This window comes from Amycolatopsis balhimycina FH 1894 (assembly GCF_000384295.1).
Taxonomy (GTDB): Bacteria; Actinomycetota; Actinomycetes; order Mycobacteriales; family Pseudonocardiaceae; genus Amycolatopsis; species Amycolatopsis balhimycina.
In genome coordinates this window covers 10,347,972-10,372,070 of record NZ_KB913037.1, presented here as the reverse complement: position 1 = coordinate 10,372,070, position 24,099 = coordinate 10,347,972, and the positions used below count along the sequence as shown (strand labels likewise).

The following is a 24,099-nucleotide window of genomic DNA, read 5'->3' as shown; positions in this document are numbered from 1 at the left end:
CCCATCCGAAGCAAGACAGAGCCGAGGCCGACCCAGTACGGGCGACCAGGTGCCCGGCGAGACGGCTGCACCGTCTTGACAACGTGCACCAGTGCATCGCGCTCGGTGGCGGTCGACCACGATCGACCTGGGCACGACCGTCCACACTGGAGTCCAGTTGTACTCATGGGACTCCGCGACCGTCTTCAACGCCAGTAGGCTCAACGTGTGTATGAGAATGGCGTGGGTGTAGGCCCGTAGCCGTGCGGCTCCGGGCCTGTCCCATGTTCTGTTGTCTATGCCGCGAAGGGCAGGGGTAGGTGGAGGTTGTTACGCCTGGGTTTTCGCTGCTTGTCCAGGAACACCGGCGGTAGGAACTCCGGGAGACCGTCGGCGGCGATGCGAACTTCCCACCCGGAGCGATGCACCAGCCGATGGTGGTGGGCGCACATCAGCACGAGATTGCCCAGCTCCGTCGGGCCACCATCCGCCCAATGGCGAACGTGGTGGCCCTGACAATGCCGGGGCGGCCGATGACACCCCGGGAAAGCACAACCCCGGTCACGCAGGTAGAGGGCATGCCGGATCCCCGTGGGAACCAGCCGCCGCAGGCGCCCAACATCAAGGGGTTCACTCTGGCCGCCAAGGACCACAGGAATGATCTTGCAGTCGCAAGCATGCAACCGCGCCTCGGCCGCGGAGATTGTCCCAGCGTCACCCAGGAGGGCGGTGCCGATCCCGGACTTCAAGTCCTCCAGCGAGACCGCGACCATCACGTGCGCGCGTTCACCAGCCTGCCTCGGCAACTCCGGGCCATTCAACGCCAGATCGACCGCGTCGGAGAACGCATCGCCGTAACGCTCCTGCGGAGACCGCAAGTCGGGACCCTCGCCGGTGCTGCGACGCTGAGCAAGCGAGTCCAGCAGCGCACTGGCGCGGGCACCGGTCTCATCGTCGAGCTTGCCGCTGATCTCCCACATCCCGGTTCTCTTGCGCCGCAACGACAGTTCCCGGGTGGGGGTGGTGATTTCGGTGTCGTCCGGTTCGGTGCCGTCGGGGTCGAGGTGGGCCAGGATGCGGGCGCCGAGGGCGGCGACCTGCCGATGCCCGGCCTCCTCAGCGAAGGTAAGCAAATGCTGCTCGGCACCCTCACGATGCTCGGGCGGAACATCCCGCAACACCCCGACAATCACGTCGATCATCGGATTACTCAACCGCCCCGACCGAGCCACAACGCCCGTGGCAGCAGCGACTGCGGGAATCGGGGTGCCGTCGAGGGTCGCGCCAGGGTTGATGGCCCGGGCGCGTTTCACGATCCGCTCGGCCGAGGATTTCGGGACATCCACCAGATGCTCGAGCAGCCGGGGAACGGACCGGTAGCCGAACAGCTCCAGCACACCCCGCCGCTCGATCTCCACCACCAACGCACCAACTTCAGCCTCAGCAGACCGCATGCACGCGAACAGCTCACCGAGACGGTCGGCGAGTGCCACCGCATCAGCTTGCCAGATCGCATGTTCGGCCATAACTCAAGAATACCGACAATCGAACACCTGTCATCACACGATCAGGTACCACCAAAGCCAACCTGTCACAGCACCGGAACACCTACGAGAAAGGCGGAAGGGACTCGGTGCGTGGGGAATCGGCGCTGCCGACCACAACGAGAAGACAACCCGAGGAGCGCCGATTTCCCACGCCACGGCGAAGCCGCATCTTGAGACTCAACCAGACGAAGCACGACGCTCAGCAGAACCGGCAAGAAGAAGGTAAGCACTGGCAGTCCAGGTATAAGCACGATCACGCAACCCCTCACCGGTCAAGGCGTCGAAGTTCTCCGCAAACCCGGACTTCTCACACACAGAACGAAACCGAGCACTGACACGATCGGCAAGATCGACAGCACCAGCCCGCCGCAGACCGTCTTCGACGAGCACCGTCGCAGGCGCCCACACCGGACCGCGCCAATAACCGTCAGCCTCGTAGAACGAGGAAGCCGGCTGCTCAGTGGCCAGCCCGATGTCGGTGAGATGCTCCTCAAGCCCGGCCACGACCTTGTCACGAACGTCGGAAGGCAGGTACTCCCCCAGCACGATCGGCATGAGATCGAGCAGGCTCGAGCCGGTCGAGACCGGCTGGCTGACGAAACGAGTGCCGTCCCACAGCCGGTCCAGCAGCGCCGTCAGCAGGTCGCCCGCGAGAGAACGCCACCGCGCAGCAGCGCCGGGGTCCTTCAGCTCGACAGCCAGGACGGCCAGTTCGTTCAGCTGCAGCACCAGGAACGCCGCGAGGTCGGGAGTCCGCACGAGCCGCCGTTCGGCGAACGGGGTCGCGTTGTCCCAGCCGCTGTCGTTGCCGTGCTCGTAGTGGGCGAACGGCTGGCCCGGCACGCGGCGATGGTCCAGCCAGAACGTCGTCCACGCCGCCAGCTGCCGGTAGACGCGCTCCTTTTCCGGCAGGCCACCGGGAAGACGGCCGCGCAGGCGGGACAGCGTCCAGCCGTGGATCGGAGGCTTGACGAAATTGCGCAGCACCTCGGCGTGGGTGATCGAGTCCGGCAGGGCGCCCTGGTCGTCCTGGTGGTCGAAGACGACCTGGAACTGGTCCCACGCCAGCCCGGGACGGCCGGCGGCGAGGGCGAGCGCGTTGAAGCAGTGGTCCCAGCTCCACACCTTGTCCATCCAGTGCTTCGACATCAGCACGGCCGGACGCCCCACGAACCCGGACGGTCCCACGATCGCCGACCAGAGCACGTAACAGGCGAGTTCGGCCGCCGGGGTGCGTTCGCTGCGCCACGGCGCCACGTCGTCGGCGAAGGTCGTGAACGCGGCGAGTGCCGCCGTGACGACCTCGTCGAACGTCTGCTCCGGCACGTACTGCGCGCGGGCCCCGGGCAGTTCCTCGATCGCCACCTCCCACTCGTCGCCGCTGACGACGACCGCGCGCTCGGCTGTGCCGAGTGCTTCGGCTCCGATGTGCCGTACGTGTCCGGAAAGGACGGTGATCCGGTAGCGGTAGCCGGTCTCGTACGAGGTGAACACACCGGAGCCGTCGACCGGGTCGGTGAAGAAGTACGTGCCGGTGAACGGGGTCAGCGTGGGCTCCGCCGCCCTGATCCGCAGCTCGGCGCCGCGCCCGGCGATCCGCAGTGCTTCCGGGGACGCGAACGCCGCCCTGATCCGCCCGCGGCCCCAGGCGAGTTCTGACGGCGTGGCCGTCACCGGTCCGTCGGCGACCAGGGCCAGGACGGCGTGCATGCCGTGGCGGTGGGAGACCAGGTGCGGGTCGTCGGCGCAGGTGGCCTGGGCCACCACCGGGGAGACGTCGAGCCACGATCCCGGGTAGCTGAACGGGATCTCCCGCAGCGAGAATTCGCCCGTGGGCACAGAAGTTGTCCTTTCCGGAAGGGGCTAGTCCTTGACGGCGCCCGCGGTGACGCCGGCGGCGACGAAGCGCTGCGCCAGCACGAGGAGCACGGCGGCCGGCACCGAGGCGACCACCGCCGTCGCCATGATGGAGTTCCACTCCTGGTTGTTGTTGCCGATGTAGCGGTAGATGCCCAGGGTCAACGGCCGCATCGAGCCACCGCCGTCGAGCGTCGCCGCGAAGACGAAGTCGGACCAGGCCCACAGGAACGAGAAGAGCCCGGCGGTCACGACCCCGTTGCGGCTCGCGGGCAGCACCACCGACCAGAACGTGCGCACCGCGCCCGCCCCGTCGATCGTGGCCGCCTGGACGAGCTCGTCCGGCACGGAGGTCATGAAGGAGGTGAGGATGAGCACGGCGAACGGCACCGCGATCGTCGAGTCGGCCAGGACCAGCCCCCAGGCCGTGTTCGTGATGCCCAGTTTGACGTAGATGCCGTAGAACCCCAGCGCCATGATGATGCCGGGGACCATCTGCGCGACGAGCAGCACGAAGCCCAGCGACCGGTGCCCGCGCGGGCGCAGCTTCGCCAGCGCGTACGCCGAAGGCGCGGCCAGGGCCAGGGTCAGCGCGACCGTGCCCAGTGCGACGAACAGGCTGGTGGTGAAGTACGGCAGCTGCTCGCGCAGGACCCGTTCGTAGCCCTCGAACGTCGGATCGGCGGGGAACCAGTCGGGCGGGGACTTGCGCATCCGCCCGGCCGGGGTCAGCGACACGTTGACCATCCAGTAGACGGGGAACAACATCACGGCGGTGAGGACGAGCCCGGCCGCGGTGCGCCAGTGCCGGGTCACGCTTCCTCCTGCCTGCGCTGCGTCCGGATGTAGAGCAGCCCCGCGACCAGTGCCAGCAGGATGAGCACGTTGCCCACGGCGGCGCTGGGCCCGAACCGCGGGAGCATGCTGCCGAACCCGAGCTGGTAGGACCAGGTGGCCAGGGTGGTCGACGATCCGCCGGGGCCGCCCTTGGTCATGATCCAGATGACGTCGAACACCTTCAGCGTGTAGACGAGCCCCAGCAGCAGGGTGATCGCCGAGACCGGTCGCAGGAGCGGGAACGTGACGTGCCGGAACCGCTGCCAGGCCCCGGCGCCGTCGAGGGACGCCGCTTCGTACACCTCGGCCGGGATGTTCTGCAGGCCGCTGTGCAGGACGACGAGGTTGAACGGCACGCCGATCCAGATGTTGGCGATGATCACCGAGACCAGCGACCAGGACGGCGACGTCAGCCAGTCGATCTTGCCGCCGCCGACCCAGCCGAGCACGGAGTTGACGACGCCGGACTCGCTGTTGAGCAGCCACGCCCAGGTCGATCCCGAAACGATCAGGGGCAGCAGCCACGGCACGAGGAACAGGGCCCGCAGGGTCGGGCCCAGGCGGAAGTTCCGGGCGAAGAACACCGCCATCGCCAGCCCGATGCCGTACTGGAACAGCAGCGACGCGGCGGTGAAGACGACCGTGTCGAACAGCGCCGTGCGGAACGTCGGATCGCCGAACACCGTGACGTAGTTGTCGAACCACACCAGCGGCGCCCCGCCGTGGACGAAGGTGCGGACCGTGTAGCCGCGGAGGCTGAGGTCGATGTTCGTCGCCAGCGGGTAGCCGTAGCACAGCACGAGGTACGCGACGAGCGGCAGGAGGAACGCCCACGCGAGGAGCTGCTGCCGCCGTCGCCGCGCGCGCCCGGCCCGTCCGGGCGCCGGAGCGTCCGGACGGGCGGTGAGCACGACCGGCTCACGGATGTCCTGCATGAGCCGGCCTACTTCGCCGCGGCGGCGGTCGCCTGCGCGGCCGAGAGCGCGGCACCGGGGGCTTTCGCGCCGGTCAGCGCGGACTGCACGGCGCCCCAGAGGGGTTCCGAGATCCGGGGGTAACGGGTGCCGAGGTTGTCGCCGGTGCGGCCCTTCGCGACCTTGACCGCGTCGACCCACACCTTCAGCTCCGGCTGGGCGGCGACCTGCTTCTCCTGCACGGACGGCACGGCGGAGACGTAGGTCAGCGCCGTGTCCGAGTCGAGGACGTTCGCGGGGCTGGTCAGGCAGGACGCGATCTTGCCCGCGGTCTTCTCGGCGTCCGGGCTGCTCTGGGCCGGCACGGTGACGAACTCGCCACCGGTCGGCGCCGGGGCCGCTCCCCCGGCGCGTCCCGGGATCGGCAGGACGCCGTAGTCGAGGCCGGCCTTCTTCGCGTTCTGCAGCTGCCAGGTCCCGTTCTCGGCGAAGGCGTAGTCCCCGGTCGCGAACTCCTGCCAGCTGGTGGTCTGCGTGTTGCCGACGACGGAGTTCGGGGCGTATCCCTGGTCCAGCCACGACTTCCACTGGGTGAGCGCCGAGACGGCGTCTGCCGAGGACACGTCGGTCAGGTTCGCGCCCGAGCCCCAGAACCACGGCAGGAACTGGAAAGTACCTTCCTCGGTGCCGATGGCGGAGAACGTGATGCCCTTCTTGCCGGCCGTCTTCACCTTCGCCAGTGCGGCGTTGAGCGAGGCCCAGTCCCGCACCGACGCCGGGTCGACGCCGGCCGCGGTCAGCACCTTTTTGTTGTAGTACAGGGCGAGCGTGTTCGCGCCGATCGGCACGCCGTACACCTGGCCCTTGACGTCGGCGGCGGCGAGCAGGTTCGGGGCCACCTGGGCCGCGTCGAGACCGGTGTCCTGATTGGACTTCAGCACCCCGGCCTCGGCCAGGGTGGAGACCACCGGGTTGTCCACCACCAGCACGTTCGGCGCCGTGTTCTGCTGGGCGGCAAGCAGCACCTTGTTCGTGAGGTCGGTCGTGTCGAACGCCTGCCGCGCGATCTTGACGCCGGCTTCGGCACCGCACTTGTCGATGACCTTCGCCCAGGCGGAGCTCGCGTCGAACTGCGGGTAGGGGTCCCAGACCGCGAAGGCGCCGCCGGCGCCCGTCCCGCCCGAGCCCGTGGCGGGGGCCGTCCCCGAGGAACACGCGGCCACGGTCGTGACGGCGACGGCCGCCGACAGCAGCCGGATGAGGGGGAGACGCTTCATGAGAGGTCCTTCCTGTCGGCACCTGCGACGACCTGGAGGCGGTCGACCCGTCATCGAACCGGTTCGACGCTTGATAGCGGCGTCACCGTAAACCGCGAGCCGGGTCCGGCGCAATACTCAGTTCCGCAGGAGGTCAGACCCGTGTATTACCATCGACGCGACGTCGAACCGGTTCTGACGACCGGGGTCAGGAGCGGCATGAACATCGGGGAGATCGCGCGCCGCGCGGGAGTTTCGCGCAGCACCGTGTCCTACGCCATCAGCGGCAAGCGACCGGTTTCGGCGGCCACCGTGCAGCGCATCAACGACGTCATCGCCGAGCTCGGCTACCGGCCCAACGCCAGCGCCCGCGCGCTGGCCGAAGGCCGCACGCGCACCCTGGGCCTGGTCGTGCCGCCGGCCAGCCGCCGGCTGACCGACGTCCAGCTGGGGTTCGTCGGCAGCGTCGTCGACGCGGCCGCCGCCCACGATCTCGACGTCCTGCTCTCCCCCAGCGGCGGCGACCACGACCGCTCGTTCGAGCGCATCGTCACGGGGCGGCGCGTCGACGGCGTGATCCTGATGGAGATCCTCCTCGAAGACCCGCGGGTCGAGCGGCTGAGCCAGGCGAGCCTGCCGTTCGTGACCATCGGCCACGTCGAGCACCCCGGGGCGTCCTGGTGGGTCGACGTCGACTACGGCGCCCTCATCACGCGCTGCGTGCACCACCTCGCCGACCTCGGCCACGAGGAGGTCGTGCTCGTCAACCGGTCGGCCGAGCTCGTCGCCGCGGGCTACGGCCCGGCTTTGCGTTCGGCGACCGGCTTCCTCGAAGCCACGGCCGCGCGCGGCCTCACCGCGCGCACCGTGTGCTGCGCGGACGACGCGGCCGCCGGCCTGGCCTGCTTCGAAGAGATCCGCACGCAGTGGCCCTCGGTGACCGCGGCAGTCACGATCAACGAAGCCGCGCTGCCCGGCGTCCAGCGAGCCCTGCACCGGGCCGGGCTCGAAGTGCCTCGCGACTTTTCGCTCACCGGCGTGATCGCCGAGCGGCTGGCGGAAGACTTCCACCCGCCGCTCACCGCGGCCGACGTGCCGGCCGTCGAGCTGGGCCGGCTGGCCGTCGACCTGCTCCTGGCGCAGATCGCCGACGGCGACGCCGCCCCGCGGCACGCCCTGCTCGAGCCGCCGATCTCGCTGCGGTCCAGCACCGGCGCCCGCCCGCGCCACGTCTGACCAGCACCTTTCCCCCACAACCCTCTCGAAAGTCCATGAGGGGCACCCTGATGGACTTAAGAGCCATGAGGGTGCCCCTCATGACTTTGCCATCGTCGAACCGGTTCGACGACTCCCGCCGCCCGGCTGGAAACGACCCCGCGGCGCCGCGGTTTCGGACCGGTGCCGGGGGGTAGTTCACTGAGGAGGGGGGCCGCCGACCGTGCTGAGAGGCTTCGATGTCGTCCCTCGACCACCTGATCATCGCCGTCGTCGGTGCCCGCCGCGCGGAAGCCTGTGAGCCCCGGCCCGCACCGGGAACCGACGCGCTACGCCGTTCAGACGCACGGAAACAGCGCCCGGGCGCACCTGACCCGGAATCCGGCCACAGCCGGCCGAACCCGGAGTAACCGGGCTTGTGGTCCGGACCGCGGGCCCCCTACGGTGGGCCCGGGTCGACACGGGGAGGGGCACCGTGGGGAGGGGCAGGGACACTGTGCGGGTTTTCGGGGCGGTCCTGGTGAGCGCTTTCCTGCTGGCCGGCGGCACACCTGCGGTAGCGAGCACCAGCTGGTCACCGATCACCTGGGCGGCCTGCCCCGACGACCCGGACAGTCCCGAGCCGCCGGACGGCGAATGCGGCACGCTGCGGGTGCCGCTGGACTGGGACCGGCCGTGGGGACCGGCGCTCGACCTCGCGGTCGCCCGGCACCGGGCCACCGATCCCGCGCACCGCCTCGGCGTGCTGATGATCGATGGCGGCGGCCCCGGCAGCTCGGGCGCGGAGTTCGCGCTGGCCTCGAGCCACGTGTTCAGCCCGGAGATCCTGGCCCGGTTCGACATCGTGGGCTTGGACCTGCGCGGAACCGGGCGCAGCGCGTTCATCGAGTGCGACGACACGATCACCCCGCCGAGCGACGAACCCACCGACCGAGCGGAGTTCGAGGCCCTCCGGCAGTACAGCCGGCAGGCGATCGCCGACTGCCGTGCCCGCAACCAGCCGGTCTTCGACCACGCCGACACCGGCGTCAACGCCCGGGACATGGACGCCGTCCGCCGTGCGCTGGGGGAAGACAAGATCAGCTTCCTCGGCGTCTCCTACGGCACGCTGCTCGGCCAGCAGTACGCCGAGCGGTACGGCGACCGGGTCCGGGCGATGGTGCTGGACAGCACCATCGACCACAGCGTCGACATCCGGCGCTTCATGGGAGACCGGGCGGCCGCCGCGGACGAGCTGTTCCGGCAGTTCGCCGCGTGGTGCGACCGGACGGCGACCTGCGCGCTGCACGGCCGGGACGTCCTGGCCACCTGGAAGCAGGCCCTCGTCGCGGCCGACCAGCTGCCCCAGGCGCACAACTGGCTGCCCGACCGGGTGTTCTCGGACATGTACGGCCCGGACTGGGACGACGTGGCCCGGGTGATCGCCGAAACCGCGACCGGTCAGCCGCCGATGAGGGCCCAGTTCCAGTACAACTACCGGTCGATCCGGCTGGCCGTCGTCTGCCAGGACTTCGACCTCCGGATCGGGTCCTTCGCCCAGTATTCGGCGCTGCGCGCAGAAGAGCTGCGCCGGTCGCCGCTGATGCGAGGCCGCACGATCGGTCACTACGAAGCCACCACGTGCCTCGGCGCCGCCGGCCCGCCCGCGAACCCGCCGCACCGGCTGAACATCTCGCGAGCGCCACGGATCCTGCTGGCGAACTCCCGCTTCGACCCGGCGACCCCGTACGCCTGGGCGGTGAACATCCACCGCCAGGCTCCGGCGAACACCACCCTGCTGACCTACGAAGGCTCCGGCCACGGCGCCTTCTCGCGCACCCCCTGCACCCGGACCACGGTGGACCACTACCTGCTGACGCAGGAGGCTCCCCGGCACGACGTCAGCTGCCCGGCGGCCTGACCCCCGCCGGGCCGGTCTCCTCGACCCGCCCCTGCCGCTGACCCCCGACCGCCAGCTCGTCGCCGACTTCCGCGGCGACGACGAAGGTCCCGTCCTCGGCCACCGTGGTGGCGCCGTGCGGGGTCGAGACGACCGTGCCCGGCGCGGCGGCGCTGTGGCCGCCGACGAACAGGCGGTTCTCGGGCGCCGAACCGGTCGGCGTCACCGCGACCTCGTACCGCTCGACCGGCTCGCCAACCGGGGCGAGCAGCGCACTGTCCACAGTGGCCGTCACGGTGATGTCGAGCCCGGGCTTGAGCTGGCCGCCCAGTGCCGACCAGAAGTCCGAGTTGTCCCGGCCGTCGCCCGCGCCGACCTCGATCGACGGCAGCGGCCGCACGGCCTGGTAGGCCCCGCGCAGGTAGCGGCTCTCCAGCTCCGGGTGCCGCAGGAACACCGCGAGGGCGTCGCCCAGCAGCGAGTGCTCGTCGCGGATGTCGGAGGTCCACGCGGTGACCAGGTACCGGCAGTCCACCCGCGGCAGCCTCGCCCGCCGGTACCGCGCCCCATCGGCGCCGGAGACGGTCTCCACACCGAATTCGCGGTCGCCGAGGTTGCGCCGCACGTCCCACAGGTAGAGGTTCAGCGTCGGCCGGGACACCTTGGCGGCCCAGTCCTTGTCCGGCGCGGCGAAGGCGACGTCGACCTCCCGCTTGGCCACCGGGACGACGGTGGCGCGCAGGAACTCCTCCAGCGACTCGTCAAGCAGGTGCAGCATCGTCGTCCCCGTTCACCAGTGGGAAGTACGGGCCGAACTCGGCCTCGGTGCGCAGCCGGCCCAGTTTCTGGAACTCGCGCTTGAGGGCCAGCGCCACGCGGTTCATCGTCACGGCGGCGCCGTCCTCGGCGGCGAGGAACGCCGCGCCGAGCGCCGCGTTGCGGATGACCCCGCCGGTGACGCGGAACTGCCGGGCGAGGAAGTCGAAGTCGAGCCGCTCGCCCAGCGGCGCGCCGGCCGGGAAGGCGCGCTCCCAGATCAGCCGGCGCCGCCGCTCGTCCGGGGGTTCGAAGTCCACCGCCACCGAGATCCGCCGCAGGAAGGCGTCGTCGATGTTGCGCTGCAGGTTGGTCGCGAGGACGACCAGTCCCTGGTAGGCCTCCAGGCGTTGCAGCAGGTAGGCGACCTCGATGTTGGCGTACCGGTCGTGCGCGTCGGCGACCTCCGAGCGCTTGCCGAACAGCGCGTCGGCCTCGTCGAAGAACAGCACGAGGTCCCCGGCGGACGCGGCGCCGAAGATCCGCTCGAGGTTCTTCTCGGTCTCGCCGATGTACTTGCTCACCACCGACGACAAGTCGACTTTGTAGAGGTCGAGCCCGAGCCGACCGGCCACGATCTCCGCGGCGAGCGTCTTGCCGGTGCCGGACGGGCCGGCGAACAGCGCGACCACCCCCGGCGCGGCCACCGGCGCGAAACCCCAGTCGTCGTAGACGATCCGCCGCAGCCGGAACCGCGCGACCAGTTCGTCCAGCTGCGCCGTCCGGTCGTCGGGGAGCACGAGGTCCTCGGGCCGCCGGTGGGGGCGGATGCGGACCGCGAGGCCGTCGAGGTGCCCGCCGGCCAACCGCCGTACGCCCGCCTCGAGCCGCGCGGGGTCGCCGCCCGCGGCCGCGCCGACCAGCCGGATCTGGTCGCGGCTCAGCAGGTACGCGGGTTCCGGCCGGGTGCCGAACGTCGTTTGCCAGTCGGCTTCGTCCGCCGCGGCCGACTCGAGCCGCAGTTCCGTCCAGGGCCGGTCCGGCAGCGTGTCCAACGCCAGTTCGCCCGCCGAGCCGAGCACCCAGTCCAGGTGCGCGGCGCGGTCGATCCGATCGGCGGCGGCGCGCGTGAGCGGGGCGGCCAGCTCCAGGAAGACGGCACGGCCGCCCAGCCCGGCTTCGCGCACCACGGCGGCCCACTCCGCGTCGTCAGCGGGCAGCGGCGACACGAGGAAGGGCTTGTGCGGCAAGGCTTTCCTGGCCGCCGCCAGCCGGCTGGCGGCGTCCGCGCCGGCGACCAGCAGCAGACGCGGCCGCGCGGGAACGCCGTCGCCGGCCGACGCGGCCAGCCGCCGGGCCCCCGCCGGCAGCGCGGGATCCGCGGAGTCGTCGCCGGTCAGGGCCCACAGGACCCGGGTGGCGGGCCAGCACATCCGCGTGGCCCACGGCCCTTCGGCGCCGGACTCGGCGAGTTCGGCCCGGCGCAGCGGGGCGTCCGGGGCCAGCGCCCGGGCACCGCCGCCGAGCAGCCGGCCCAGGCTCGCCAGGGTCAGCCTGGGCAGCTGGACATTGTCCTGAAAATAGGCCACCAACCGCATCCGATGCGGTGAACATTCCACCGCGGCGAGCAGGGCGAGAGTTTGCGCCGGCAATTCGCCGAGGTGCGCGTGCCGCACGATTCCGGCGAAGACGGACGCGCCGGTCAGGTATTCGGAGAATTGCTGACGAGCAGCGGCCAATCCCGGTTCGAGCTGCCGCGCCAGCGCCTCGGCCCGCTCCTCGGGCGGCCCCGAAATCCCCGGCAGAGCACGCAGCACACGGTCGACTTCTTCGGAAACCACGTAGAGACCGGCGAAATCGTGCGGCAGCAGCCCTTCCCCGAGCCGGCACAGGAGTGCTTCGCGTTGCAGCAGGATGTCGGCCATGAGCTGCCACGGCGGGGCTTCCTCTGCCACGTCACCCCCTGTCGGTCCGGCTCGAACCTAGCATCGGCGCCGCCTGCCGTCGGCAATTGCCGCCCCTTCGGGCACGCGGAACGCCACCACGAAGCGATCGGCCACCCTAGTATGGGGTGGTGGCGCGATTTACGGCCGAGCAGATTTACGCGTTCGCCCGCGAAGCCGGTTTTTCCCCGGATCGCGCCGCGACGATGACCGCGGTCGCCCTCGCGGAGTCCGGGGGCAACAGCGGTGCGCACAACCCCCACGGCGAGGACAGCCGTGGCCTGTGGCAGATCAACGTGCGCTCCCACGCCACGCTCGGCCAAGGCAACCTCTACGACCCGCTCACGAACGCGAAGGCGGCGTACGCGGTGTCCCACGGCGGCGCGGACGTCTCGCCGTGGACCACCACGCACGGCGGGCTTTCCGCCCGGTACCTGCGGTACCGCGCCCAAGCCGAGGCGGCCGCGGTGGCCTACGGCGACGGCAGCGGCCACGGCATGTGGACCGGCACGGCGGGCTACGGCGACCACGTCGGTGCCGGGTCGGCCGAGGGTGGCGGGAAGCCGGCCGGGCCCGCGACCGGCGACGGCAGCGACGCCGTCGTCGTCTCCCACCCGGCCGCCGGCACCGGTCCGGCACCCGGCGCCCGCGCCGGTGAGGAGTACGGGATCCCGCTGGACAACTCCGATCCCGGTGACGGCGTGCACACCGCCGCCGCGACCAGCGGGACAACCGGTGCGGCCGGGCGGGCCGGGCAGGAGTACGGCATCCCGCTCGGCGACGAACCGCCGCCGACACCCGGCGGCACCCCGGCGGCCGGCGACCACCCGGCCGCCGGCGGGGACGCGGCGAAGCTGCAGCGGTTCCTCGACGTCGCCGTGGCCCAGACCGGCGACCACTACGTCTGGGGCGCCCACGCCGGCATGAACGACCCCGACCCGACCGCGTTCGACTGCTCGGACCTGGTGCAGTGGGCCACCCACCAGGTCGGGGTCGACCTGCCCCGCACCGCGTGGGAACAGTACGAGTTCCTGCACAAGCGGGGCTTCACGATCCCGGTGGACCAGGCGATCCACACGCCGGGCGCGCTGCTGTTCAGCTTCTCGTCCGATCCCGACAAGGGCCTCCCGGCGCACAACCACGTCGCGATCAGCCTCGGCAACGGCCGGACCATGGAGGCGAAGGGCACCCAGTACGGGGTCGGCTCCTGGGAGGCGAACACCAAGCGGTTCCAGTACGCCGTCGTCATCCCCGGCGTCTCGGACGGCGGGGCGGGCTCCCACCCGGCTCCCGCGCCCGCCGCGCACGTCGTGGACGACTTCCAGCACCGCCTCGACACCGATCCGGCCGCGCTGGACGCCGATCCCGCCGTGGTGACCGCCAGCCAGCAGCTCACCGCCGCCGAGCCGGCGCCGCACGTTCCCGGTGAGCACACCGAACCGGCCCCCGAGCCGGAACCGGAGCACCTGAGCGGCACTCTCGACGACATCGACCACGACGGCGTCGACGACGCCCTGCACCACGCGGAACAGTGGTCCGTCCAGCTCGACGACCACCACGCCGATCCGGCGGACCACCACGACGTCTCCGGGGCGCACTGACCATGACCTCCGCCGCGGACACCGCCGACCTGCTCACCCTGCTCGACACCGCTGTCGGCGAAACCCGGTCGGCCGGGCGCGAAGACCTCGCCGAGAAGCTGGTCGCGTGCAAGCACCGGCTGACGTCCGGCGCCTGGCACGTGCTCGTGGCGGGCGAGTTCAAGAAGGGCAAGAGCACGCTGGTCAACGCGTTGCTCGGGGTCGAGGTGTGCGGGACCGACCCGGTGGTGTTCAGCGCGGTGCCCACACTGGTGCGCCACGGCGAGCGGGCCGGCGCCACGCTGGTGCCCGACGCCGAGTCCGCGGCGCCGCGGCCGGTGGACGTCCGGGCGGCCGCCGAGCACGGCCGCACCGGGCTCACCGAGGACGGCACCCGGTTGCGCGCGGTCGAAGTCGCACTCCCCCGGCAGGTCCTCGCCGACGGGCTGGTGCTCGCCGACACGCCGGGCCTCGGCGGCGGGTTCGCGGCGGCCGCCGCGGCCGCCACCATGCGGGCCCTCGCGCTGGCCGACGGCGTGATCATGGTGACCGACGCGTCGCAGGAGCTCACCGCCACCGAGGTCGAGTTCCTCCGGCACGCCGTCGAGGTATGCCCCACGTTGCTCGTCGCGCTGACCAAGATCGACTTCTACCCGCACTGGCGGCGCATCCTCGACCTCGACCGCGAACACCTGCGCACCGCCGGGATCGACGCGGAGATCGTCGCGGTGTCGGCTCCCCTGCGCGAGCTGGCCGTCACCACCGGGGATCCCGCGCTCAACGCCGAATCCGGGTATCCGGTCCTGGCCGACCGGCTGCGCGCGTGGCGCGCCGCGGGTCGGGCCGAGTCCGCGCCGGCCGCCGCGGCTCTGGTCCGGACCGCGCTGCGGCAGGTCGCCGGCTCGCTCGCCGCCGAGCACAGCACGCTGACGCGGCCGGAACAGCGGCCGGAAACCGAGCGCCGGACCGAGCACGCGCAGCGGCGCGCCCAGGGGCTGGCGAGCCCGTCGTCGCGCTGGCTCAACACGATCACCGACCGGTTCGCCGACATCCAGGTGCGGATGGAAAGCGAGCTGGCCACCCGGACCCGGCAGCTGGAGGCCGAGCTGACCAAGGGCATCCGCGAAAGCGATCCCACCCGCGAGTGGGCCGGGATCGTGCCCCGGATCTACCGCCGCACCAACGAAGAGCTGACCGACGCGCACGCGTCGCTGCTCCGCTCGATCGACGAGCTGGCCGAGGAGATCGGGGCGTTGTTCGACGCCTCGGCCGACGAGGTGGGCGCGCTCGGCGACCGCGCGGTGGCGCCGTCGCGCGACCTCGAAATCGGCCGGCTCGGCGCGCGGGCGGGCAGCAAGCTGGAGGTCGGCATGCACGCCGCGCGCGGCTGGTCGCTGTCCAGTTCGGTGGTCACCACGTTGCTCGTCACGACCCTGCATCCCGGCCTGCTGATCGCGCTGCCGGTGACCGCGGTGCTCGGCAGCATCTTCGCCGTGAAGGCGGTGCGCAGCTACCGGAACACCCGGCTGGACGCGGCCCGCAACGAGGCCGTGCGGACCGTCGCGAACTACCTGAACCAGGCCCGCGCCGACGCCCACCGCGCGTCGCTGGACCTGATCCGGCACAGCCGCAGCCGCATCCGCGACTACTACCTCGACCAGGCCGCCGAGCTCGTGTCGGCGGCCAAGCACGAGCAGGCGGCGGTGGCCAAGGCGGCCCGCACGGCCGACGGCGAGGCGGCGGCCCGCGGCGCGGCGGCGAAGGCGGAACTGGACCGCGTCAACGCGCTCCTCGCCACCGCGGACCGGTTCGCCGGCGGTGCGCGATGACGCCGGGGCTGCCCGCGCAGGCCCGATCGCTGCTCACCGAAGCCGCGCACGCCTACCGGGGCCGACCGGCCGAAGCCCGGCTCGGACAGGCCGTCCGGCAGCTGGCCGGGCCCCTGCGCGTGGCGCTGGCCGGGCGGGTGAAGGCCGGCAAGTCGACGCTGCTCAACGCGCTGGTCGGGGCACGGGTGGCGGCCACCGACGCGGGCGAGTGCACGAAGATCGTCACCTGGTACCGGCACGGTCCGCAGCCGGCCGCGACCGCGTTCGGCCCGTCCGGGCCGCCGATCCCGCTCGAGGTCACCGACGACGGCGGGCAATGGCTCCTGGAACTGGCCGGCCTGCGCGCCGAGGACCTCGACCGGGTGGAGGTCGCGCTGCCCTCGCCGTGGCTCAGCCGGATGATCCTGGTCGACACGCCCGGCATGGGCTCCCTGACCGAGTCGGCGGGCCGGCGCACCCAGGACCTGCTCGGCGAGACCGGCTCGGTGGACGCCGTGCTGTACCTGCTGCGGCACCTGCATTCGTCCGATGTGGACTTCCTGGACACGTTCCACGAGGCGGCGTCCGGGGGCGGCACCCCGGTCAACGCGGTGGGCGTGCTGTCCCGCGCCGACGAGCTCGGCGGCGGTGATCCCGGCGCGCTCGGTCACGCCGCGCGGGTCGCCGCCGGCTACCGCGCCGACCCCCGGATCCACAGCCTGGTGCACACGGTGCTGCCGGTCGCCGGGCTGCTCGCCGAGACGGCGGCGACACTGTCCACTGAGGACTTCACCGCCCTGGCGGCGCTCGCCGCCGCCGGCGAGCCCACGACCCGGCCGCTCCTGCTCTCGACACGGCGGTTCACTTCGCCGGTGCGCGGCCTGGACGTCACCCCCGAGGCCCGGCAGCGGCTGCTGGACCTGCTCGGGGTGTACGGCGTCCGGCTCAGCCTCGGCCTCGTCCGCACCGAAGCGTCTACTGTGGACGCATTGCGGACAGCGCTGGCGGAGCACAGCGGGCTCGGCGAGCTGCGCCGTCTCCTGCTCACCCAGTTCGCCGAGCGGCGTGACGTGCTCAAGGCCGACGGCGCGCTGAGGCTCGTCGAGGCGGTCTGCCGCGAGGACCCGATCCCGGCCGCGCCGCGGCTGCGCCAGGCCGTCGAACGGCTGCGGGCCAACGCCCACGAGCTCACCGAGCTCAGGCTGCTCACCGACCTCCGCCTGGGCGCGGTCCCCGGCCCGCCGGCGGAGCTGGCGAAGATGGAACGCCTCCTGGGCGGCGACGGCGCGGCGCTCGCCACGAGGCTGGGCCTGACCCCGGACGCCCCGCCGGCGGCGGCTCGCGCGGTGCTGGTGGAGCTGCACACACACTGGCGGCGCATCGCCCAGAACCCGCTCACCGACCCGGCGCTGGCCCGGGCCGCCCAGGTGCTGCAACGCACCTGCGAAGGCCTCGACGCCGGTGGTCCGCCGCCACCGCGTCCGGGGCCGGTGGATGTCGAACGGACCGTGTCACTGCGGGTTCCCCCGCGGCCGGGAGGGCCGCGCCCGTGACCGAGCTGACGCGGCAGATCGGGCCGGCGCACCCCGCCCGCCAGGCCGAGCCCGACCGGGCACCGCAGGGGCGGCAGTTGGCTGTGGGGAACGCGGCGCTCGGCCGCCTCTTCGGCGGTCCGGTACCGGGCGGAACCGACTTCACGGCCGGCGGCAACGCCGCGGCTTCCCGGCTGCTCGGTGCGCAGGTCCGGCGGTGCGGACCCGACCCGTGCTCCTGCACCGAAGACGAAGAGCCGGAACTCCGGGTCCACCGATCGGCGCTCGGCACCACCGGGCCCCAGGTCCGGCGCTGCGGGGCAGGTCCGTGTTCCTGCGCCGAAGAAGCCGAAGAACCGGAGTACCCGGTCCGGAGGTCGGCCGCCGGGACGGCCGGGCCGTCGCCCGCCTTCCTCGGTGCCCTGGACCGCAGCGGGGCGGGCGGCGCCCTGCCGGACGGGTTCCGCTCGGTCGCCGAGGACCGCTTCGGGGCGGACTTCGGCGCCGTGCGGCTGCACACCGACAGCGCCGCGGCGGCCGCCTCCGAAGTCATCAGCGCCCGGGCGTTCACCATCGGCGACGACGTCTACTTCGCCCGCGGCGAGTACCGGCCGGAAACCGTGCGCGGGCAGCGGCTGCTGGCGCACGAGCTCACCCACGTCGTCCAGGGTGGCGGGCCGCGGGCGGCCGGGTCGTGGCTGAGCCACCCCGCCGACCCCGCCGAACGGGCCGCCGAGGCCGCCGCCGAGGCCTTCCTGGCCGGCGGCACGGTGTCCACAATGGACTCTGCCCAAGCGCAAGTGCACCGCGATGCGCCGCCGGCACCGGACACCACCGCGGCGCCCGCGATCATCACCGCCGTCCGCGCCGACGACGTCCCCGGCGTGGTCCGGCTGCTCGACGGGCACACCCGGCCCGAGCTGGCCGCCCTCCGCGGCACGGTCAACGCCGCCATCGGCACCCGGCTGGAGAGCTGGCTGTTCACCGGCGGCCTCGCGGCGGTCCCGGACCCCGAAGGCTTCGGAGCGGTCCCGCAGGGCCCCGCGCCCGAGGCCGAACACGGGCTCCGGCTGCTGTGGCCTGCTCTCACGCTGATCGAGCGGCTCCGGTTCTACGACGAAGGCTGGCGCGAGCTGGAACAGGCCCAGCTGGACGTGATCAGGGCGGCGAGCGCCGACGAACGGGCCGTGGCCCGCACCGACACCGCCGCGCTCGCGCCGGTCTACGCCGGCCTGGAACCGAAGGAGGAGTTCCAGGCGCGGTCGCTGATCGACCCGACGCCGGACGGCCGGTACGCCGCGGCGGAGCAGCTGCTGCGCCGGGCCCCCGGCGTGTTCCACGACGAGGAGGACGCGGTCTTCGACTCGCTGATGGACCTCTCCCCCACCCAACGTCAGCAGTTCTACCGCGCGCACGAACCGGCGATCTCCAGCCTGATGAGCGACTCCCGGCGCGACCTGCTGCACAACCTCGCGTACGGCAGCGAGGCCGACGCGCTCATCGCCCGGCTGCGCGAAGCCACCGAAGGCCGCCGGGACGACATGGCGGCCGTCCAGGACGTTGTCGACCGCGCCGTCCGGCTCTTCCAGGAACGCGGCACGCTGCGCGCGTCACTGCAGGCCGGCTCGCTGCCGCCCGCCGACCGGGCCACGGTCGAAGCCCGGCTGCGGGAACTCGACGACCTCGACAAGCTGCTGCGGTTCGACCGCGGCGGCGACGGGACGCTGGACCCGGCGGGCTTCCTCGGCCGGCTCGCCGACGCCCGGGGCGACGCGGGCGCGTTCACCGCCGACGCGCAGCGGCTCGGCCAGTTCGCGAGCCCCGCGGAGGCGCGCAGGCAGGCGTTCGAGACCGCCAAGCAACGCGTCCTCATGGCCGACGGCGACGTCGACACCCTCCGCGCCGCGTTGATCGGCTTGCACGCGCCGCGCACCGCCGCGCCCGGGCCCGGCGGCCCGTCGGCCGCCGACCAGGCCGAGGACGAGCGGCTCCGCCGGGAGCTGCTGGCCGACCCGGCGGTGACCGCGGTCATCGACGGGCTCACCCCGTACCAGCGGATGCGGGTGACCGACGCCGTCACCGCCGACGCGTTCGTCGAGACGCTGGGCCACCTCAACGACGCGTTGCAGGGCGGGCAGTGGGGTCCGTTCTTCGTCGAACTGGTGCGCATCGCGCGCAACCCCGCTTGGCGGGCCCGGTACCAGGCCACCGCGCCCGACCCCTTCGGCGTTTACGCGCAGGTCCACGGCGACGAGCGCGCGATCATGGAGACGATCCTCGCCGACCCCGCGCGCGTCCCGCTGCGCGCGCTCCTGGCGTTCACCGGCGACGCCGACGTCCTGGCGACGGCCGCGTCCGAGCTCACCGACGACCAGCGCGGGCAGCTGCGCACCGGGTACCTGCTGGTCACCGAGCCGCCGATCGGGCCGCCCACGGAGGCCGAAGCCGCCGCGGTCACCGCGTACCGCGAGTTCGAGGCCCAGCTGCGCTCGTCCCAGACGACCCTGCACATCTCCTTCGACGACGCCGGCTACCAGCGCGTCCTGTGGGCGGTGCTCGGCAGCGACCCGACCCGCGACGAGATGGCCACCGGCGAAGGCCGGTTCCGCGCCGCCGAGCTGATGTACCGGCAGCAGCAGGCCAAGCTGGGCCTGGACCGCGGCGCGGCCGCCGGCTTCACGGAAGCCGACGAGACGATGGTGGCCGCCGGACGCGAGTTCGCCGCCCGGTTCGAGCCGCTCCGGGCGGCCCGCAGGCTGTCCACTGTGGACTTCGCGGCGCTGGCCGCCCTGCACGACCGGTTCACCGGCCGGGCGTCGGAGTTCGAGCAGGCGAGCAACACCGTGGGCGAGCTGGCGGGCATGATCGCGGCGACGGTCGCCGGTGTCGTCGTGATCGCCGCGACCGGCGGTGCCGCGACACCGGGCGTCGTCGCGCTCGCCGCCGCGGCGGGCGCCGGCTCCCGCGTGCTCACCCGGGAGATGATCGGCGGCGACTTCTACACCGCCGCGTCCGCGACCGGCGCCCGGGACGCGCTGCTCGGTGCCGTCGACGCAGCGCTGGCGGTGGTCGGCGCCTCCTTGGCCGCACGCGGCGCGCAGCTGCTGGGCGTCGGCGGGCACGCGCTGACCAGCGGCGCCGCCCGCGTCGCCGGAGCCGTCGCCGAGGAGGCGAGCGGTGCGGCGGTCGAGGCCGGTTCTTCGCTGGCCAGGCGGGTCGCGGCCGGCGCCGTCGAGTCCGCTTTGGACGGTGCGTTCTCCGGCGCGGTGAGCGAAGCCTTCGGCACGATGACCGACGAGGCCACCTGGCGCCGCGGGGTCTGGTCCGGCCTGGTCCGGGTCGGCGAAGCCGCCTTGGTGGCCGGGCTGACGGGCCTGGCGACCGGCGGCCTCCTGGGCGCCGCGATGCCGCTGGCGGCCGCGGGCGCGGGCCGGCTGTGGAACGCCGTGGTCGGCCAGGGCATCGAGCGGAAGCTGGCCGACGCGGGCGCGTCGGCGCTGCTGGCGGACGCGCGCCGGGCGGCGCAGGCCGGACAGACCGCCGAGGTGGACCGGCTGGTGCAGCAAATGGAGAACCACCTCACCGCCGACGAGGCGGGAGCGCTGCGGCAGGAGCTCAACGCCGAGCTGCGGGAGGTGCTCGGGCACCCGCCCGGCACCGCGTCGTCCGGATCCGAAGCCCAGTCCCGCCTGCTGGCCGAGAGTGCGGCCATCGAGGACGGCGCGGCGTTGCGCACCGAGCAGCTCGAAGCGGAGTTCGACATCGTGCGCCGCAGCGAGCCGCAGCCGAGCACCGCCGACGGGTACGTCGACGAGGTCGACCTCGGCAACGGCCACACCTGGCGACGGCGCGAGGACGGGACCTGGTGCCGGTTCAGCACGCGAAGCCTCTGCGGGACGACGATTCCGGGCGTGCGCGGCATGTCCCCGGAGGAGCTGGCGAGGTTCGAAAGCGCACAGGCCGGGGTCAGCCACATCCGCAGCCAGCTCGCGGCGGCGCGCCGGCTCTCCGAGGACTATCCGGGCGTTGCCGCGAAACTCGAAGCGGCCCGGATTCCCGGACGGCGCACCATCAACCTCGAGGCACTCACCGAGCACGAGCGAGAGGTGCTCGGGGACGTCTTCCCGAACGCGGATCTCGAAACGTTGACACTGCGGCAGGTGCAGGACGCTCGCGGGGTGCCGGGGCGGGAGCTCAACGCACTGTACTCCGCGGAGGAGAAGGCACTCGACAACCTCTCGGACGCGAGTCTCCCGTTGTACCAGCGAATGCGCGCCCGTACCCCCACCGAGCGCGCCCGGGACGTCGTGCTGCGCCGCGGGCAGGTCGACCAGATCTCGCGGCTCGCGCCGCCGTCCGGAGCGCTCGACGTCGACCACGTGTACCCGCTCCGGCTGATCGTCGAGATGCCCGGCTTCCGCGAGCTGGAACTCGCCGAACAGCGGATGATCATCAACGACCCGGAGATCCTGCTGGCGGTCGACTCGGGCATGAACCGCTCCCGCGGCGACCGGCTGTGGACTGCCGAGTGGCCCGGCCGCCGCAACTACGACGCGCTCGCCCTGCAACGCGCCGCGGACGCCGAGGAGCGCGCCATCGCCCGTATCCGCAGCGAAATCGCCCGTCTTTCCCGGAGGTGAGCCGCACCATGGGCCGACAGCGACCGCGTCAGCGGGCTCGGACCGGTGCCGTCCCGGCGCCGGCTGCGGAACCACAGCCGGTCGGGATCGCCTTCGGGCCCGGGAACGGCGCGCTCGGCCGGCTGTACCGGTCCGCCGCCGGAGACGCTCCTCCCGGGTTCGCCGGAAACCTCCCCACCGGTGGACAGCCGATCCCGGCCGGGCAGCGGGACACCCTCGAAGCCGGGCTCGGGGCCTCGCTGGCCAGTGTCCGGGTGCACACCGGGCCGGCCGCCGCGGGGCTGGCCCAGCAGGTCAATGCCCACGCCTTCACCGTCGGGACCGACATCTACTTCGGGCGCGGGCACTACGACCCCGGCTCCGCCGCCGGGTACCGGCTGCTGGCCCACGAGGTCACCCACACCCTGCAGCAACCGGCGGCTCCGACGTCCGGCTCGCTGTCGGTCAGCACTCCGGACCACCCCGCCGAACACGAGGCCGAACGGGTCGCCGGCCTGCTGACCGCCGGGCAGGGTGCGGACGTCCACAGTGGACAGCAAGCGGGTGTGCACCGCTTCTCCGGCTTCGAGCACGAACAGCTCGGCGACGCGACGTACGCCGACATCGACCTCGGCGGCGGGGTGACCCTGACGTGGGGTGAAGTCGTCGCGCTGGCCGGGGACGAGTACGGCTCCGTCGGGGAACTGCAGGCCGCCGTCGCCACACCCGACGGCAAGGCGCGGCTGCGGCACCGGCTCGAGCACGACGGCGTGCGCGGTCCCGTCCCGGCCGGGCTGCCCACGCCGGCCGGTGACCAGGCGGGCAACAGCCGGTACATCGACCTCGCCATGCACAACATCGCGCACTTCGCCGGCGGCGGCACCGCGCTCGACACCTGGCGCGGGCACCACGAAGCCGCGCTGGCGGCCGCGATGCAAGCCGGAGTCGACGGCAGCGAACCGGGCTGGCAGACCGCCCAGCTGACCGAGGCCTTCGGCCAGCACTTCCTCACCGACTCCTTCTCCGCCGGGCACGTCCGTACGCCCCGCGCCGAAATCGTCGCCTGGTACCAGGACGACTTCACGCCGCGGGTGCTCCCGGCCTTCGTCGCCCACGTCCGCGAGCGGGTCACCCAGGCCCTCACCGACGACCTCGCGCGGCAGATGAACGCGCCGGCCTTCCTGGCGCACGGGGAGTTCGACCTCATCCTGCGCGCCGTGCTGGCGTACCTCGACGACCGGATCCACGCGCAGTTCGAGCCGCTGTTCGGGCTCGGCATCTCCGGCGCGATCAGCGGCACCCTGCACGACCACGACAACGAGCGCGGGCTCTGGGTCGCCAGCGACGCGCACCCGGTGCCGTGGCAGGCGTTCGGTGACAGCAGGCTCGCCTGCAGCCCGACCAGCCGTGACCAGGCCGAACTCGCCGTGATCACCGCACGGGAACAGCTGGTGCGGGCCCGCGCGCTCGGCGAGATCCGCGCGCGGGACCATGTGCGGCCCGCCGGCGACCCGCCCGGCGTCGTGCACTTCGCCTTCGACTCGGCCGCGCTCGACGCGGGCGCGGCCACCGCCCTCGACCGCGCGGCGGACCACCTGACCGCGCACCCGGAGATCGTGCTCCGGATCGTCGGCCACACCTGCCCGCTGGGGACCGACCAGTACAACGACGCACTCGGCGCGCGGCGGGCCGAAGCCGTCGCGACGTACCTGATGAACCGCGGTGCCGCGCCACACCAGCTCGTCTCGGTGACGGCCGGGGAGCACCAGCTCGTCTCCGCCGAGCAGGCCCAGTACCCGGCCGACCGGCGGGCGGAGCTGCAGTACGTGGCCACCGGCGAAGAACCACCCGACCTCGTGTGGGCGCAGCAGAAGCTCGTGGAGGAGTTCGGCACCCCGCCGTACGCGGCGATCGAGCGGTACGTGCCACGGGAAGTGCCCGGCCTGAACGACCCGCAGGAGGACTGGCACTGGGGCACGCTCACCGACGTCATGGCGTCCGAAGTGGACGCCTGGATCGCGCACTACGTCGCCGACGCCCGCACGCAGGCCGCCACCGCACCCGAGCTCGCGGACCGGACCATCCCGGTGCCGGACCTCGGCTTACCGCTCATCCCTGGCGGGCCGCCGATCACCGTGACCCCGGTCGTCGTCCACCCCCGCCCGGCGGTGCTCGCCCTGCTCGACGAGCTGATCGCGCACCCCACCGGCTTCGTCGGCAAGCTGGTCGGGATCCCGGCCGCGAACCGTTCGGCCCCGCCGCCCGCCCCGGCGGTGCCGTGCGTCCCGCCGCGCCCCTGACAGCCAAGTCCGTGAATGGCACATTGAGGGACTCTACGTCCCTCAATGTGCCATTCACGGACTTGGGCCTGACGCGC

14 protein-coding genes are annotated in these 24,099 nt (G+C 72.6%); 7 read left to right on the top strand and 7 right to left on the bottom strand.

Annotation, left to right across the window (positions count from 1 at the left end; genetic code table 11):
* Positions 1–275: 275 nt before the first annotated feature.
* The 5 genes from A3CE_RS0147635 to A3CE_RS0147615 all read right to left on the bottom strand — a co-directional run bounded on the left by A3CE_RS0147635 (position 276) and on the right by A3CE_RS0147615 (position 6,411).
* Entirely contained in the window at positions 276–1,505 is a 1,230-nt protein-coding gene (locus A3CE_RS0147635) for an HNH endonuclease signature motif containing protein (protein WP_020647206.1), read from the bottom strand.
* 198 nt (positions 1,506–1,703) lie between these two features.
* Positions 1,704–3,365 carry an amylo-alpha-1,6-glucosidase gene (locus A3CE_RS0147630; protein ID WP_020647205.1) on the bottom strand — a complete coding sequence of 554 codons (1,662 nt, stop codon included), beginning with the start codon at positions 3,363–3,365 and terminating at the stop codon, positions 1,704–1,706.
* Between the two features lie 24 nt (positions 3,366–3,389).
* Positions 3,390–4,199, bottom strand: a complete 810-nt coding sequence (locus A3CE_RS0147625) for a carbohydrate ABC transporter permease (protein ID WP_020647204.1) — start codon at positions 4,197–4,199, stop codon at positions 3,390–3,392.
* The gene (locus A3CE_RS0147620) at positions 4,196–5,155 is read right to left on the bottom strand and encodes a carbohydrate ABC transporter permease (protein WP_020647203.1); all 960 of its coding nucleotides are present in this window, start codon (positions 5,153–5,155) and stop codon (positions 4,196–4,198) included. Before A3CE_RS0147620 ends, A3CE_RS0147625 begins: the two co-directional genes overlap by 4 nt.
* Positions 5,156–5,163: 8 nt before the next feature.
* Positions 5,164–6,411, bottom strand: a complete 1,248-nt coding sequence (locus tag A3CE_RS0147615; protein WP_020647202.1) for a sugar ABC transporter substrate-binding protein — start codon at positions 6,409–6,411, stop codon at positions 5,164–5,166.
* A gap of 198 nt (positions 6,412–6,609) precedes the next feature.
* Here A3CE_RS0147615 and A3CE_RS0147610 point away from each other — a divergent pair, with 198 nt between their 5' ends.
* Both A3CE_RS0147610 and A3CE_RS0147605 read left to right on the top strand, forming a co-directional pair.
* A complete protein-coding gene (locus A3CE_RS0147610) occupies positions 6,610–7,626 on the top strand; it encodes a LacI family DNA-binding transcriptional regulator (RefSeq protein ID WP_020647201.1) in 1,017 nt (338 codons plus the stop codon).
* Between the two features lie 499 nt (positions 7,627–8,125).
* On the top strand, positions 8,126–9,505 hold the full coding sequence (locus A3CE_RS0147605) for an alpha/beta hydrolase (protein WP_245589740.1): 1,380 nt from the start codon (positions 8,126–8,128) through the stop codon (positions 9,503–9,505).
* Here A3CE_RS0147605 and A3CE_RS53915 read toward each other — a convergent pair.
* Both A3CE_RS53915 and A3CE_RS0147595 read right to left on the bottom strand, forming a co-directional pair.
* On the bottom strand, positions 9,486–10,262 hold the full coding sequence (locus tag A3CE_RS53915; protein ID WP_020647199.1) for a Pvc16 family protein: 777 nt from the start codon (positions 10,260–10,262) through the stop codon (positions 9,486–9,488). The genes A3CE_RS0147605 and A3CE_RS53915 overlap by 20 nt on opposite strands.
* The gene (locus A3CE_RS0147595) at positions 10,246–12,195 is read right to left on the bottom strand and encodes an ATP-binding protein (protein ID WP_211231881.1); all 1,950 of its coding nucleotides are present in this window, start codon (positions 12,193–12,195) and stop codon (positions 10,246–10,248) included. Before A3CE_RS0147595 ends, A3CE_RS53915 begins: the two co-directional genes overlap by 17 nt.
* Positions 12,196–12,314: 119 nt before the next feature.
* Here A3CE_RS0147595 and A3CE_RS53910 point away from each other — a divergent pair, with 119 nt between their 5' ends.
* From A3CE_RS53910 to A3CE_RS53900, 5 genes are read left to right on the top strand one after another with little or no spacing between them, the layout of a single operon-like run.
* Positions 12,315–13,784, top strand: coding sequence for an NlpC/P60 family protein (locus A3CE_RS53910; protein ID WP_125592462.1), 1,470 nt, complete (start codon positions 12,315–12,317; stop codon positions 13,782–13,784).
* Between the two features lie 2 nt (positions 13,785–13,786).
* Positions 13,787–15,592 carry a dynamin family protein gene (locus tag A3CE_RS0147585; protein ID WP_020647196.1) on the top strand — a complete coding sequence of 602 codons (1,806 nt, stop codon included), beginning with the start codon at positions 13,787–13,789 and terminating at the stop codon, positions 15,590–15,592.
* On the top strand, positions 15,589–17,124 hold the full coding sequence (locus A3CE_RS0147580; RefSeq protein ID WP_020647195.1) for a GTPase: 1,536 nt from the start codon (positions 15,589–15,591) through the stop codon (positions 17,122–17,124). Before A3CE_RS0147585 ends, A3CE_RS0147580 begins: the two co-directional genes overlap by 4 nt.
* The gene (locus A3CE_RS53905; RefSeq protein WP_020647194.1) at positions 17,121–21,743 is read left to right on the top strand and encodes an eCIS core domain-containing protein; all 4,623 of its coding nucleotides are present in this window, start codon (positions 17,121–17,123) and stop codon (positions 21,741–21,743) included. The genes A3CE_RS0147580 and A3CE_RS53905 overlap by 4 nt, the downstream gene beginning before the upstream one ends.
* A gap of 8 nt (positions 21,744–21,751) precedes the next feature.
* Complete coding sequence (locus tag A3CE_RS53900; protein ID WP_020647193.1) at positions 21,752–24,022, top strand: eCIS core domain-containing protein; 2,271 nt, start codon at positions 21,752–21,754, stop codon at positions 24,020–24,022.
* The last annotated feature ends 77 nt before the right edge of the window (positions 24,023–24,099 follow it).

What these genes read in the sequence shown, in the direction of transcription:
- A3CE_RS0147635 (WP_020647206.1), bottom strand. Translation starts at nt 1,505, where the DNA reads ATGGCCGAACATGCGATCTGGCAAGCTGATGCGGTGGCACTCGCCGAC.
- A3CE_RS0147620 (WP_020647203.1), bottom strand. Translation starts at nt 5,155, where the DNA reads ATGCAGGACATCCGTGAGCCGGTCGTGCTCACCGCCCGTCCGGACGCT.
- A3CE_RS0147615 (WP_020647202.1), bottom strand. Translation starts at nt 6,411, where the DNA reads ATGAAGCGTCTCCCCCTCATCCGGCTGCTGTCGGCGGCCGTCGCCGTC.
- A3CE_RS0147610 (WP_020647201.1), top strand. Translation starts at nt 6,610, where the DNA reads ATGAACATCGGGGAGATCGCGCGCCGCGCGGGAGTTTCGCGCAGCACC.
- A3CE_RS53915 (WP_020647199.1), bottom strand. Translation starts at nt 10,262, where the DNA reads ATGCTGCACCTGCTTGACGAGTCGCTGGAGGAGTTCCTGCGCGCCACC.
- A3CE_RS0147585 (WP_020647196.1), top strand. Translation starts at nt 13,787, where the DNA reads ATGACCTCCGCCGCGGACACCGCCGACCTGCTCACCCTGCTCGACACC.
- A3CE_RS0147580 (WP_020647195.1), top strand. Translation starts at nt 15,589, where the DNA reads ATGACGCCGGGGCTGCCCGCGCAGGCCCGATCGCTGCTCACCGAAGCC.
- A3CE_RS53900 (WP_020647193.1), top strand. Translation starts at nt 21,752, where the DNA reads ATGGGCCGACAGCGACCGCGTCAGCGGGCTCGGACCGGTGCCGTCCCG.